The sequence below is a fragment of the Kitasatospora sp. NPDC048722 genome, from assembly GCF_040650235.1.
Taxonomy (GTDB): Bacteria; Actinomycetota; Actinomycetes; order Streptomycetales; family Streptomycetaceae; genus Kitasatospora.
Genome location: NZ_JBEZGX010000077.1, coordinates 22,233 through 35,255 on the forward strand (window position 1 = coordinate 22,233; position 13,023 = coordinate 35,255).

13 protein-coding genes and 1 tRNA gene are annotated in these 13,023 nt (G+C 75.1%); 7 read left to right on the forward strand and 7 right to left on the reverse strand.

What is annotated here, in order from left to right:
• Window positions 1-2 precede the first annotated feature (2 nt).
• The gene (locus AB0C76_RS36585; protein WP_359974027.1) at window positions 3-632 is read left to right on the forward strand and encodes a TetR/AcrR family transcriptional regulator; all 630 of its coding nucleotides are present in this window, start codon (window positions 3-5) and stop codon (window positions 630-632) included.
• A gap of 185 nt (window positions 633-817) precedes the next feature.
• On the opposite strand, the gene AB0C76_RS36590 is transcribed toward AB0C76_RS36585, so the two are convergent.
• The 3 genes from AB0C76_RS36590 to AB0C76_RS36600 form a co-directional block, all read right to left on the reverse strand.
• On the reverse strand, window positions 818-1,474 hold the full coding sequence (locus AB0C76_RS36590; protein WP_359974029.1) for a DUF6875 domain-containing protein: 657 nt from the start codon (window positions 1,472-1,474) through the stop codon (window positions 818-820).
• On the reverse strand, window positions 1,471-2,142 hold the full coding sequence (locus tag AB0C76_RS36595; RefSeq protein WP_359974031.1) for a hypothetical protein: 672 nt from the start codon (window positions 2,140-2,142) through the stop codon (window positions 1,471-1,473). Before AB0C76_RS36595 ends, AB0C76_RS36590 begins: the two co-directional genes overlap by 4 nt.
• 61 nt (window positions 2,143-2,203) lie before the next feature.
• The gene (locus AB0C76_RS36600; protein WP_359974032.1) at window positions 2,204-3,583 is read right to left on the reverse strand and encodes an aminotransferase class V-fold PLP-dependent enzyme; all 1,380 of its coding nucleotides are present in this window, start codon (window positions 3,581-3,583) and stop codon (window positions 2,204-2,206) included.
• A 367-nt stretch (window positions 3,584-3,950) separates the two neighbouring features.
• Here AB0C76_RS36600 and AB0C76_RS36605 point away from each other — a divergent pair, with 367 nt between their 5' ends.
• Window positions 3,951-5,474, forward strand: coding sequence for a multicopper oxidase domain-containing protein (locus AB0C76_RS36605; protein ID WP_359974034.1), 1,524 nt, complete (start codon window positions 3,951-3,953; stop codon window positions 5,472-5,474).
• Window positions 5,475-5,741: 267 nt separating this feature from the next.
• Here AB0C76_RS36605 and AB0C76_RS36610 read toward each other — a convergent pair whose 3' ends face one another.
• A complete protein-coding gene (locus AB0C76_RS36610) occupies window positions 5,742-6,098 on the reverse strand; it encodes a hypothetical protein (RefSeq protein WP_359974036.1) in 357 nt (118 codons plus the stop codon).
• A 502-nt stretch (window positions 6,099-6,600) separates the two neighbouring features.
• On the opposite strand from AB0C76_RS36610, the gene AB0C76_RS36615 reads away from it, so the two are divergent.
• The 3 genes from AB0C76_RS36615 (at window position 6,601) to pgm (ending at window position 8,879) form a co-directional block, all read left to right on the forward strand.
• A tRNA-Tyr gene (locus AB0C76_RS36615) sits at window positions 6,601-6,680 on the forward strand.
• Window positions 6,681-6,737: 57 nt separating this feature from the next.
• Window positions 6,738-7,037, forward strand: coding sequence for a YciI family protein (locus tag AB0C76_RS36620; RefSeq protein ID WP_359974038.1), 300 nt, complete (start codon window positions 6,738-6,740; stop codon window positions 7,035-7,037).
• A gap of 201 nt (window positions 7,038-7,238) precedes the next feature.
• Window positions 7,239-8,879 (forward strand): phosphoglucomutase (alpha-D-glucose-1,6-bisphosphate-dependent), encoded by a 1,641-nt coding sequence (gene pgm, locus AB0C76_RS36625; protein WP_359974040.1) that lies wholly within the window; start codon window positions 7,239-7,241, stop codon window positions 8,877-8,879.
• 107 nt (window positions 8,880-8,986) lie between these two features.
• On the opposite strand, the gene AB0C76_RS36630 is transcribed toward pgm, so the two are convergent.
• Window positions 8,987-9,424, reverse strand: coding sequence for a MarR family transcriptional regulator (locus AB0C76_RS36630; protein WP_359974052.1), 438 nt, complete (start codon window positions 9,422-9,424; stop codon window positions 8,987-8,989).
• A 195-nt stretch (window positions 9,425-9,619) separates the two neighbouring features.
• Between AB0C76_RS36630 and AB0C76_RS36635 the strand changes: the two genes are divergently transcribed.
• Window positions 9,620-10,033 carry a nuclear transport factor 2 family protein gene (locus tag AB0C76_RS36635; RefSeq protein ID WP_359974042.1) on the forward strand — a complete coding sequence of 138 codons (414 nt, stop codon included), beginning with the start codon at window positions 9,620-9,622 and terminating at the stop codon, window positions 10,031-10,033.
• A 3-nt stretch (window positions 10,034-10,036) separates the two neighbouring features.
• Here AB0C76_RS36635 and AB0C76_RS36640 read toward each other — a convergent pair whose 3' ends face one another.
• Entirely contained in the window at window positions 10,037-11,242 is a 1,206-nt protein-coding gene (locus tag AB0C76_RS36640) for an MFS transporter (protein ID WP_359974044.1), read from the reverse strand.
• 168 nt (window positions 11,243-11,410) lie between these two features.
• Between AB0C76_RS36640 and AB0C76_RS36645 the strand changes: the two genes are divergently transcribed.
• The gene (locus AB0C76_RS36645) at window positions 11,411-11,743 is read left to right on the forward strand and encodes a transcriptional regulator (RefSeq protein WP_359974046.1); all 333 of its coding nucleotides are present in this window, start codon (window positions 11,411-11,413) and stop codon (window positions 11,741-11,743) included.
• A 93-nt stretch (window positions 11,744-11,836) separates the two neighbouring features.
• Here AB0C76_RS36645 and AB0C76_RS36650 read toward each other — a convergent pair.
• Window positions 11,837-13,023 (reverse strand): hypothetical protein (locus AB0C76_RS36650; protein WP_359974048.1); only part of this gene is annotated, 1,187 nt, incomplete at its 5' end.

A 13,023-nucleotide genomic window follows, 5' to 3' on the forward strand; every position in this document is an offset into this window, starting at 1 on the left:
CCATGACGAAGAAGGCCGAACAGGGCGACGCCACCCGCAGACACCTCGTCGACGCGGCGATCGCCCTGTTCACCGCGGACGGCTACGCCGAGACCTCCACCACGCGCATCGTCGAGCGCGCCGGAGTGACCCGCGGCGCGCTCTACCACCACTTCCCCGACAAGCACCGCCTCTTCGAAGCCGCCTACGAGGCCGTCCAGCACGACGTCCACGACCGCTGCGCCCGCGCCGCCGCCGAGGCCAAGGAGGCGGGCCACGGGGTGATCGGGCGGATGCTGGCCGGCATGGACGCCTACCTGACGGCCTGCCTGGAAGCCCCGGTGCAGCGGATCCTGCTCATCGAGGGCCCCCTCGTCCTCGGCTGGGAACGCTCGGTGCGCTTCGGCGACCCCTACTGCGCCCGGCAGCTGCTGCGCGCCTCCCTGGACGGCGCCGCCCGCCGCGGCCTGCTCGCCCCCGACCAGGCCGAGCCCCTGGCCCACCTGCTGTACGGGGCGCTGCACCAGGCGGCCGTCGCACTCGCCACCGCCGCCGACCCGGCGGCCGAGCGCGAGGCGATGAGCCGGGCGGTGGCCGACCTCGTCACCTCCCGCCTGCCCGCCGAGGCCGCCTCCGGGGCCGGGACCGGCTGAGAAGGCGCCGCGGCGAGGGACGGCGGGCCTGCGGGCCCGCGGCCCGGTCGTGCGGTGCCGAGCCCTGCGCCTCGGGCGGGGCGGGGAGCTGGGTGCCCGTGCCGTAACGGCGCTCCAAAGCTCATAGAAGGAGCGGGAGTTGGGCCCCCGGGCCCGGGCGCCGGCCGGGGTCCCGGGGGCCCGGGTCAGGCGGCCACGGGGGAGGGGGACGTGGTGCGGGTGGTCATGCCGGTGACGAGCTGGTCGCGGATGCGGGCGGGCATGGCGGGGGCGAAGCGGGCGAGGTAGTGGGTCAGGTGGGTCCCGTCGCCGGTGAGGAAGGGCAGGTCGAAGACGAGGAGCTTGCGCACGGCGAGCAGCGGGACGGGGGCGCGCAGCGGGCGGAAGGCGGGGTTCCACAGGCCGCCCTCCTCGCAGGCGGGGTGGAACTGGCCGATCATCAGGCCCTGTTCGACGAAGTCGTCCTTGGCCTTGCGCTGGAGTTCGTCCAGGGCGGTGGAGTCGGCGGGATCGAGGTGGGGCAGCAGGAGCAGGACGGTGAGCAGTTCGCGTTCGGACTCCTGCGCCAGACCGTCCAGGAGGGCGTCGTACCGGGTGCGCAGCTGGCCGACGAGGGCGGGCAGGTCGCCGTCGTCCTCGCCGTCGATGGTGGCGATGTGGAACAGGCCGCGGCGCAGGGAGGGCTGGGTGTAGGGGCAGACGGGGCCGGTGCGCCCGAGGTCGGGGTGGGAGGTGGTGAGGAAGGCGCGGCTCCAGGCCAGGACGCGGGCGGCGTCGGGGTACTCGGCGGCGGCGCCGGCGTCGATCTGGGCGGCGGAGTGGACCCGCAGGACGGCGCTCACCTGGGGCCCCGCCACATCGGGCGCAGCTGCGGGCCGCCGCCGGGCAGGGCGATGGCCTCGCCGAAGCGGGTGAAGCCGTGGGTGGCGCACAGGTGGGCGCCGCCCGGTGAGCTGGTCTCGGCGTAGGCGGCCTGGCCGTCGGCGTCGATGCGTGCGGTGACGGCCGCGAGCAGGGCGGCGGCGGTGCGGGCGTGGCGGGTGACGGGGCGCACGCCGATGAACGCCAGGTAGTAGTGGGGCCGGTGGACGGGGTGGCGGCGCTGCTGGAGGCGGGTGATGGCGGCCAGGCGGTGGGCGGCCTGGGGGTGGGTGGCGGTGTCGAGGGCCCGGTCCAGGGCGCGGGCGGTGCGGGTGTCGCGCCGGGCGGGGTTCTCCCACACGCCGGGGGGCAGGAACAGCAGCGCGCCGTCCAGGGCGTCGGTGGTCATGACGCCGTCGTGGGCCAGGCACTGGGCGAGGTGGACGCGGAAGAAGGCGGGCAGGACGCGGGCGCGGTGGGTGCCGTCGGGGAAGGCCCAGCGCATCAGGGCGTCGTCGTGGAAGGCGGCGGCCAGGGTGCGGGCCAGGGGTTCCTCCTCGCCGTCGCGCGCGGGGCGGACCTCGGGCGGGGGTGGCGGGGGCAGGGGGGCCGGCGCGGCGGCGCCGGGCCGCAGGGTGGCGCTGGTCAACGGACACACTCTCCTCGGCGGGATCGGCAGGAAAAAAAGGGGGGCTGCGCGGGGTTGCGGCTCAGGCGGTGCGGGCGAGTTCGGTGACGCGCGCGTGCAGGCGCGGCAGGTAGTGCTCGGCCTCGGGCTTGATCAGGACGCTGCGCAGGATCCGCGCCCCGTCGGCGTCCGCGAGCGCGGTGGGGTGGCGGCGGGTGAAGTCGGCGGCGTCCACGCGCAGCAGGCTCAGGTAGACGGGGTCGTCCTCGGCGCTCATCCCGGCGCGCAGGACGCGTTCGCCGGCGGCGTCGGTGCCGGCCAGGGACAGCGGGCCCGTGCCGCTGGGCAGGTAGGTGACGATGTCCAGTTCGGGCTGCTGGTAGAGCGTCAGGTCCGGGCTGTCCCGGATGAGGTCCGCCCAGGCGAGGGCGGCGCGGCGCCCGCCGGCCAGGACGGCGCCGAAGCCGTCGGGGGTCAGCGGCAGGAGCTGGAGGGTCAGCCACAGGGCGGCGGCCGAGGCGCCGGCGCGTGAGCACTCCAGGCTGATCTCGCCCAGGTGCAGTTCGGCGTCGGTGAAGTAGGTGTAGGGCGAGTCGTGGGCGAAGTGGCGGCCGATGGCGGGGTCGGCGAACAGTACCGCGCCGCAGCCGTACGGCTGCAGGCCGTGCTTGTGGGGGTCGACGGTCACGGAGTCGCAGCCGCCGATCGCCTGCCAGGGGCGCGGGTCCAGGTCCAGGGCGGCGGCCTGGGCGGGGTCGGCGGCCGGCAGCGCGAAGAACCCGCCGTAGGCGGCGTCCACGTGCACCCGTGCCCCGTAGCGGCGGGCCAGCGGCAGGATCTCGTGGACGGGGTCGACGGCGCCGAGCCCGGTGGTGCCGGCGGTGACCACCACCGTGCCCACGTCCCCGCCGCGCAGGACCGCCTCCAGCGCGTCCGCGTCCATGCGGCCCAGGCCGTCGGCGGCCACCGCCACCCCGCGCACCCCCAGGACGTGGCACATGCGGCGGTGCGTGTAGTGGGCCTGCTCGCTGTAGGCCACCGCCCGCCCGGGGTGGCTCTGGCGCGCCACGTACAGGGCCTCCAGGTTGGCGATGGTGCCGCTGCTGGTGAGGTGGCCGACGTGGGCGGGCAGGGCGAACATGGCGGCCAGCGCCGCCACGCACTCGCGTTCCATGTCGCTGGTGGCCGGGCCGCCCTCGTAGGCGTGGTTGTTGGGGTTGAAGCGCATCGCCGCCAGGTAGCCGACGACGGCCGCCGGGTGCGGGGGCTTGACCATCTGCCCGGCGTAACGGGGATGGAAGAACGGGTAGTTGTGCTCCAGGCGCTTGGCGAAGCGCTCGAACGCGGCGGCGAAGTCCGCGTCGTCCACGTGGTGCGAGGGGTGCGGCTCGAAGGGTTCGAACCGCTCGCCCCACCGCTCGACGACCTCGGCCGCCCTGCCCAGCCAGTACCGCAGGTCCACGCTCCCGCCCTTCCCTTCGAGTCCCCCCGGATCCCCGCGAGCCTCCACGGCAGCGCGCGGCTCCGGGCTGCTTCGAGGGATCCTCCAGTGCTTCCCGAGCCACGGTGACGTGCCCGGCGCAACAGGCGCGCAACACGCCCAGCCCACCGCACCCCGCACCCCTCGCCCCTCGACGTTCCCCCGGAAGGGCGGTGGTCGGCCCCAGCGGGACTCCGCCGCCGCGCGAGCGGGCGCTGCTGCAATCGCCCCCGGAAGATCCCGGAGCCGCAGCCCCCGCGCCCCGACCACGGGCCCGGCCCGCAGCCCCAGAGACCCGAAGCCCCAGAGACCCGAAGCCCCAGAGACCCGCCGCCCCGGAGGACGCACGATGGTGAGCAGACGCAGGATGATCGGCGCCGCCCTGGCGACCGGGGGAGGGGTCCTGCTGATGCGCACCACCCTGCGCCCGGCCGCCTCCCTCACCCCCGCGGGCCCGGACGCGGCCGACCGTCACGGCCCCGGCCACGTCCACGAAAGCGGCACGCCCGGTGAGCAGCCGGACCCCGGACCGGACGCCGGCCCCCGGCTGGCCGAGAAGTTCTCCCTGGCCATGCCCCTGCCCCCGGTGCTCAGCCCCGTGTCGAGCGACGGCGGCGCCGACACCTACGCCGTCACCATGCTCAAGGTCCACACCCCGATCCTGCCCGGACGCCCCGCCCAGGTCCTCGCCTACAACGGCGCCTTCCCCGGCCCCGTCATCCGCGCCCGCTCCGGGCGCCCGGTGGTCGTGCGCCAGACCAACCTCCTGGACGAGCCGGCCTCCGTCCACCTGCACGGCGCCAGCGTGCCCGCCGACAGCGACGGCGACCCCATGACCCTCATCGCCGCCGGCCGCACCCGCACCTACACCTACCCCAACGACCAGAGCCACGCGAACCTGTGGTTCCACGACCACGCCCACCACGCGGAATCCGAACACGTCTACCGCGGCCTGGCCGGCTTCTACCTGCTCACCGACGCCACCGAAGCCGCCCTGCCCCTGCCCGCGGGCCGCTACGACCTGCCCATCGCCCTGCGCGACGCCCGCTTCGACGCGGACGGCAACCTCGTCTACCGCATGGACGACCCGTTCAACCGCACCACCATCCTCGCCAACGGCCGCCCCTGGCCCCGCGTGGAGGTCGCCGCCCGCAAGTACCGCCTGCGCCTGCTCAACTCCTCCAACCTGCGCTTCTTCTCCCTCAAACTGGAGGACGGCGGCCCGATCACCCAGATCGGCTCCGACGGCGGCCTGCTGGAACGCCCCCACGTCACCGACACCGTCGACCTCTCACCCGGCGAGCGCGCCGACGTCGTCATCGACTTCTCCCGCTACCGCGTGGGCACCGGCGTCACCCTCACCAACTCCATGCCCCCCGGCCCGCCCGAACACGTCGGCCGGGTCCTGCGCTTCGACGTCACCCGCGCCGCCCACGACCCCAGCTCGGTCCCCGCCCGCCTGCGCACCCTGCCCGCCCTGCCCGAACCCGACCGCGAACGCACCGTCGTCCTGCAGGTCGACGAGGACGGGCGCGCCGAGCCCCGCGGCATGATCGACGGCAGGACCTACGACCCCGACCGCGTGGACGCCTCCATCACCCACGGCACCAGCGAAGTGTGGACGGTCACCAACGCCAACAAGGACGTGCCCCACAACTTCCACCTCCACCTCGTCCAGTTCCGCGTCCTCGCGCGCAACGGGCGGCCCCCGGGCCCCGAGGAGTCCGGCCTCAAGGACACCGTGCGCCTGCTGCCCGGCGAAAGCGTGCGCCTGCAGGCCGTCTTCGACACCTACCGCGGCCGCTACCCCTACCACTGCCACCTGCTCGACCACTCCGCGATGGGCATGATGGCCCAGATGGAAATCTCCTAGCCCGGGGGGCCGCCCGCGCGTCGGACAGCCCCCCGGGGCTCAGGACACGCGGATGCCCCGCCCCGGCGCCAGGATCCCCGCCGGATCGAACCGCGCCCTGGCCGCCGCCACCGCCGGCCGCAGCACCCCGTAAGGGCGCCGCCGGTCCGCCCTCTGGAGCGTCACCCCGCCGTCCAGGCGCGGCGGTGGCGAACCGCTGCTCATGTCGGTTGCCTCCGATCGGCCGTCAAATAGCACGTGTCGTACCGCGGTGGCCCCTTTCCGTGCCTACCGCCCCGTCTCCGTCTGCGGCGCGTCCTGCGGTGCGGCCTCCAGTGCGCGCAGCCCGGCCGCCACCCGCTCCAGGACCTTCGCCCGGTGCGGGTGGTGCGCCGGGACGACGGCCAGCGCCGCCAGCGCCTCCTGGAGCAGCGCCCGCCGCCGTCCGGGCAGGTGCGCGACCTGCGCCGAGCGGCTCGACTCCTCCAGGACGTACGCCAGCCGCGAGGCGTACACCTGCGGGCTCACCGCGAACAGCAGCCGGTAGACGGCCAGTCCGGCGGGCGCGTGCAGCACCCGCCCGTCGTGGCTCAGCAGTCGCATCCGCGCCCTGAGCACCAGGTCCCGGTCCGTGTTCATCTCCATCGAGCCCCCTCGTATCGCCCTGTCCTGCCCACCCGTCCCCGGCCCCGCGCAGCACGAGGCGCGCGCCGGCCCCCGCGGACGGGAGCCGGCACGGGGCCGGAGAGGTGGATGCGGACGAGTCTGCGGGTGGGCGGCCGGGGCGCACAAGGCGAAACCCGGGTGCTCTGCGTCCTACCGCAACCACCCGCCGACCTGGCAGGATTGGACTCGCCACACACCCCGGACCCACCCCGCGGAAAACCGGTTGCCGCCCCGGTGCGCACCCGGCACAGTGATCCCCGACGATGCGATCAACCGCGTACCGCGCATGAAGAAGGGGGACTTGGCGATGCACCGCACCTGTCCGGGTTCCCTGTGCTATCGCGCGAGCCGTCCCGCCGCGCGCTGAAGCCGCCGCCGGTCCGCGCCGCTTCGGCGCTTGTTTCTCCGCGTTCCTTTCTGCCTCTCCTCGGCTCTTCGCGTATGCCGGGCAGCGCAGTTGAGGTTCCGTTTCCTTCTCCGAGGGCGAGCTGGGCACTGGCGAGCCCAAGGGCCTGTAAAGCCCCCGCTTCGGCTGTGGCGGTTCGAATCCGCCCTCGCCCACCTCGGAACCCCCGCCCCGGCCGGTCGTGTCCGGCGGGGCGGGGCTAGCCTGGGCGCATGTTCGTTCTGGAGCTCTCGTACACCGCCCCGCTGGAGCGCGTCGACGCCCTGCTGCCGCAGCACGTCGAGTGGCTGAACGGCCACTACGCCGACGGCACGTTCCTGGCCTCCGGGCGCAAGGTGCCGCGCGACGGCGGGGTGATCCTCGCGGTGGGCGAGGACCGGGCCGCGATCGAGGCGCTGGTGGCCACCGACCCGTTCGCGCGCGAGGGCGTGTGCGCCTACCGCGTCACCGAGTTCCTGGCCACCGTCACCGCCCCCGCCCTGGCCGCTTTCCGCCAGCAGCTGCCCTCCTGAGCGCCGTCGCGACGGCCGCCCGTCGCGCTCCCGGCGGAAGATCGCCCGGATTCGTCCGGTTCCGGCTGTCGTGGCCCCGGGGTGTTCCCCGGGGCGTGTAGTGTGCCCCGTCCCGGTCGCCGGTACGGGGCGCCGTCGCGTTCTGGCTACGATCGGTCGCACGGGGCAAGGACGCGCAGGACTGTGGCGGGAGAGAGACGGATGGCACACGCACGGGCCGGCCGGCAGGCCGAGCCGGGTGATCTGGTGGACGTGGCGCGGCTGGTGACGGCCTACTACGCGCTGCACCCCGACCCGCAGGAGGCGGGTCAGCGGGTGGCGTTCGGGACGTCGGGGCACCGGGGCTCGTCCCTGGACGCGGCGTTCAACGAGGACCACATCGCGGCGACCACGCAGGCGATCTGCGAGTACCGGGCGCTGCAGGGGGTGGCGGGGCCGCTGTTCCTGGGCGCGGACACCCACGCGCTGTCGGAGCCGGCGAAGGTGACGGCCGTGGAGGTGCTGGCGGCCAACGGCGTGCAGGTGCTGCTGGATTCGGCCGACGGCTACACCCCGACGCCGGCGGTCTCGCACGCGATCCTGGCCCACAACCGGCGCAGCCCGCGCGCGCTGGCGGACGGCATCGTGGTGACGCCCTCGCACAACCCGCCGCGCGACGGCGGCTTCAAGTACAACCCGCCCAGCGGCGGCCCGGCCGGCTCGGAGGCGACCGGCTGGATCCAGGACCGCGCCAACGAGCTGATCCGCGAGGGCCTGCGCGGGGTGCGCAAGGTGCCCTACGCGCGGGCGCTGGCCGCGGCCACCACCGGCCGCTACGACTACCTGGGCGCCTACGTCGAGGACCTGCCGCGCGTGCTGGACCTGGACGCGGTGCGCGCCGCGGGCCTGCGCATCGGCGTGGACCCGCTGGGCGGGGCGTCGGTGGCCTACTGGGGGCGCATCGCCGAGGCCCACCGGCTGGACCTGACCGTCGTCAACCCCGAGGTCGACCCGACCTGGCGGTTCATGACGCTGGACTGGGACGGCAAGATCCGCATGGACTGCTCCTCCCCGTCCGCGATGGCCTCCCTGATCGGGCGCCGCTCCGAGTACCAGATCGCCACCGGCAACGACGCCGACGCCGACCGGCACGGCATCGTCACCCCCGACGGCGGCTTGATGAACCCCAACCACTACCTGGCGGTGGCGGTGGACTACCTCTACCGCCACCGCGGCGACTGGCCGCTGGACGCCGCGGTCGGCAAGACGCTGGTGTCCTCCTCGATGCTGGACCGCGTCGCCGCCGACCTGGGGCGCGAGCTGGTCGAGGTCCCGGTCGGCTTCAAGTGGTTCGTCGACGGCCTGCTGGAGGGCTCGATCGCCTTCGGCGGCGAGGAGTCGGCCGGCGCCTCGTTCCTGCGCCGCGACGGCGGGGTGTGGACCACCGACAAGGACGGCATCCTGCTGGCGCTGCTCGCCTCCGAGATCACCGCCGTCACCGGCGCCACCCCCAGCGCCTACTACCGCGAGCTGACCGCTCGCCACGGCGCCCCCGCCTACGCCCGTGTGGACGCCCCGGCCGACCGCGAGCAGAAGGCGCGCCTGGCCCGCCTCGCCCCGGAGCAGGTCACCGCGGGCGAGCTGGCCGGCGAGAAGGTGACCGCGGTGCTGGCCAAGGCCCCGGGCAACGGCGCCGCCATCGGCGGCCTCAAGGTCTGCACGGACAACGCCTGGTTCGCCGCCCGCCCCTCGGGCACGGAGGACGTGTACAAGATCTACGCCGAGTCCTTCCACGGCCCCGAGCACCTGGCCCGGGTGCAGGAGGAGGCCCGCGCCCTGGTCGGCGAGGTCCTCGGCGCCTGACACGCCCCGCCCGCCGTGCCCCGTCCCGGACTCCCGGGGCGGGGCACGCGCATGTCCGCGGCCGCGCCGGGGGCCGGGGGCCGGGGGAGGGGGCCGGGGGCCGGGGGCTACGGGGCGGTGAAGGGCCCCTGCTCGGCGAAGCGGGCCAGGCCCCGGGCGAAGACCTCCGCCTCGCCGGGCGGCCAGGAGGCGAGCGCCTCCTCGATGCCGCCGGCCAGGCGCCGGCGCATCACCTCCACCGCCTCCCTCCCGGCCGGGGTCAGGGCGAGCAGGGTGGCCCGCTGGTCGCGGGGGTCGGCCTCGCGGCGCAGCAGGCCGGCGTCCTCCAGGCGGGTGGCGCGGCGCGAGACGCCGGAGCGGTCGAGGCCGATCTCGGCGGCCAGGTCGGCGGCGCTGCGCGGCCCGAAGCGGGCCAGGCCGCTGAGGACGGGGTAGGTGACCTCGTCCACGGCCTCGCCCAGGCCCGCGGTCAGGCGCCGGTAGAGGGCGGTGCGGGCGGGGCGGCGCAGCAGGGCGGCGAGGGCGTCGGCGACGGTGTCGCCCAGGGAGGGGGCGTCCGAGGGGACGGGGGAGGGCGAGGCGGGGGACGGGGAGGCGTCGGGGCTGTGGTTCACCCCCCGATCGTAGCGTGCGCGGCGCACGCATTCCGTGTAGAGTCCTCTTCCGGAAAGCGTGCGCCGCGCACGCATCCGGTTTCCGGCCGTCCCGGACCGCACCCCCAAGCCCGCAGGAGGCACCCCGTGACCACCACCCCCGCCACCACCCACACCACCATCACCGCCGCCATCGACGACCTGCTCTTCAACCCCGCCCTGCCCCTGGAGGACGCCGTCGAGCGGCACTTCACCCCCGACTACCGCCAGCGCACCGACGGCACCTGGGCCGACCGCGCCGGCTTCGCCGAGCACATCGGCCACCTGCGCGCCGTCGTCGCCTCCGGATCCATCGACGTCCACGAGGAGTTCCACGCCGACGGGCGCACCGCCGACCGCCACACCGTCCACGTCGTCAAGACCGACGGCAGCGAAGTCAGCATGGAGGTCTACGTGTTCGGCGAGTTCGGCCCCTGCGGGCGCTTCGCCCGCATCGAGGAGACCACCCTGCTCCTCAAGGGCGCCGAGAGCGACCGCGACCTCGGCTCCGCCCGCGCCTGACCCTCACCGCCGCACCGGGGCGGGGACCTGACCGACCCCCGCCCCCGCCGGCGTCCCCGCGACCACTTCGGCGCGCCCCGCCCGCGTGGTCGCCGCCGCCACCCCCGCCGCCACCAGCGCCAGCACGGCCGCCGCCAGCGGGAACCACCGCCCGCCCAGCACGGCGATCGCCCAGCTGCCCGCCACCCCGCCCGCCGCCGTCCCCAGGTACAGCGCACTGGAGTTCAGCGAGATCAGCAGCGGCGCACTGCCCGGATCGATCGACGCCAGCCGGTGCGGCAGCGCCACCGACACCGCCCACCCCGCCAGCGGCGTCACCACCGCGTACACCAGCGCCCCCGCCATGCTGCGCCCCAGCCACGGCAGCGCGGCGAACGCGCCGGCCGCCACCAGCGAACCGGTCAGCAGCACCCGGCGCACCCCCACCCGGTCCACCAGGCGCCCGCCCAGCCAACTGCCCGCCACCGACGCCGCGCCGGTGACCGCCAGGACGGTGCTCAGCCGGCCCGCGTCGCCCCCGGTCGCCCCGGAGACCGCGGTCGCCAGGTAGATGTAGACGCTCTGGAAGGCGAGGAAGAACGCCAGCGTGGTGGCCGCCGCCCCCAGCACCCGCGGGCGCCCCAGCGGCGCCAGGCGCGCCGCCAGGCCCGGGGTCGCCACGGGCGCGGGCAGGGTGCGCAGCAGCAGTGCCAGCCCGGCCAGCGCCGCCAGGCCCAGTGCCGTGACCAGCCACATCGTCAGCCGCCAGTCGCCGCGCCCCACCCAGGTGCCCAGCGGCACGCCGAGCGCGGTGGCCACCGTCATCCCGCCCAGCACGGTGGCCAGCGCCCGCCCGCGCCGCTCGGGGGCCACCAGTGTGGTGGCCACCGCGTTGGCGGTCGGCGTGTACAGCGCCGCCCCGGCCGCCGCCAGCACCCGGGTGGCCAGCAGCGTGGTGAAGGTGGGCGCGAGCGCGCTGAGCGCGTTGGCGGCGGTGAACACCGCGAGCGCGCTCAGCAGCAGGCGCCGGCGCGGCCAGCGGGCGGTCAGTGCCGCCAGCACCGGCGCCAGCAGCGCGTAGCCGAGCGCGAAGACGGTGACCAGCTGGCCGGCGGCCGGCACGGACACCCCCAGGTCGGCGGCGACCGGGCCGAGGATGCCGGCCACGACCATCGAGTCGGTGCCCATGGCGAAGGTGCCGAGGGCGAGCAGGAGCAGGCGTACGGGCATGGGAAGGGAACCCCCCGATTGTTTGACAATCACGCAACAGTTTGACGCTCGTCAAACACTAGGGATTGGTGGATGATTGTCAAACCAACGCCCCGGCACCGAGAGGCGGCCCGCCCCCGCCTGCGACCGCCCACCGCCGTCCGTGACCCCTGCGAGGACCCGAGCGCCATGACCGAAGACGAGCGGCTGCCCCAGCCCGCCACCGCCGACCTCGACCTCGTCACGGTCCTGGCCGCCCTCGGCGACCCCGTGCGCATGCGCCTGCTGCTGAGCTACGCCGACGGCGCCGAGCACTCCTGCGACCCGCGCAACCTCGGCCTGGACCACCTCCACAAGTCGACCGTCTCCCACCACATGCGCGTCCTGCGCGAGGCGGGCGTCACCACCACCCGCGTCGCCGGCCGCAACCGCTTCGTCAGCCTGCGCCGCACCGACCTCGACACCCGCTTCCCCGGCCTGCTCGACGCCCTCCTCGCCGCCGCCCCCCTCCCGGCGCCCTGACGGAACCGGGTCGGCCCGCGAACGCGGCGCGGCGCCGGCCACCGTGGTGGTGGCCGGCGCCGCGCGCGGGTCGGTCCTGCAGGGCTCAGCTGGTCAGCTGGTGGGCAGGGTGGTGCCGGGGAGGGTGTCCAGGGGGGTCCAGCCGGGCGTGCCGGGCTTGTAGGAGGTGTGGTTGACGGCGCCGGTGGTGCCGGCGTCGAAGAGGTCCACGGTGTTGGTGGAGGTGCTGAACAGTGCGGCGGGGATCCGGCCGGCGGCGAGCTTCGTGGTTCCGCTCAGGGACTCCCAGGCGTTCCACGGCTTGCCGTTGTTGAACCAGTAGGTGTGGTAGAGGGTGGTGTCGCGGCCGGTGGCGAACAGCTCGATGGCGTCGGTGGCGGGGTTGTAGACGGCGCTGGGGTTGCCGGCGAACCGGTACTCGCCGTTGATGGTCGTCCAGGCGCTCCAGTCGGTCATGCCCGGGGTGTAGTAGCGGTGGGCGACGGTGCCGTCGGTGGTGGTGGCGAAGACCTCGGCGGTCTTGGTGGACGGGTTGTAGACCAGGCTCGGGCTGCCGGTGAAGGCGGCCCCGTCCAGGGGGAGCCAGACGTTCCACGGCTTGCTGTCGTTGAACCAGTAGGTGTGGTACATGGTGCCGCCGCGCTCGACGGCGAACAGCTCGATCGCGCCGGTGGCCGGGTTGTAGATCGCGCCGGGGGCGGCGTTGAACTTCCGGTCGTAGATGGTGGACCAGTCGCTCCAGCCGGTCATGCCCGGGGCGTAGTAGGTGTGGGCGATGGGGCCGTCGACGGTGGTGGCGAAGACCTCGGCGGTCCTGGTGTCCGGGTTGTAGACGGCGGTGGCGCCGCCGGTGAACCTGGTCGCCCCGGTGCCGGCCCAGGGGCGCCAGCCCTGCGCGTCGGCCAGGTAGTAGGTGCGCCACATGACGCCGTCGCTGTCGACGGCGTACAGCTCGATCGCGGCGGTGGCCGGGTTGTACAGGGCGGTGGGCGCACCGGTGAACGGCTTGGCGCCGGCCGGGCGTTCGCTGATCGGCGTCCAGGTGCTCCAGCCCTGGCCGTTGATGTTGTAGGCACCCACGACACGGCCGCCCGTGTCGACGGTGAACACCGTGGACGTCTGCTTGACCGGGTCGTAGACGGCGCTTGCGGTCGGCGCGGTGGCCGTCGCGCGGACCTGCTGGATCCAGGCGCCGAGGTCGTCGACGCGGGTGGAGGTGGCGCCGGTGCGGGTCTCGGTGGCGGGGGTGCCGAGGCATCCGCCCTGCCAGGAGCGGGAGG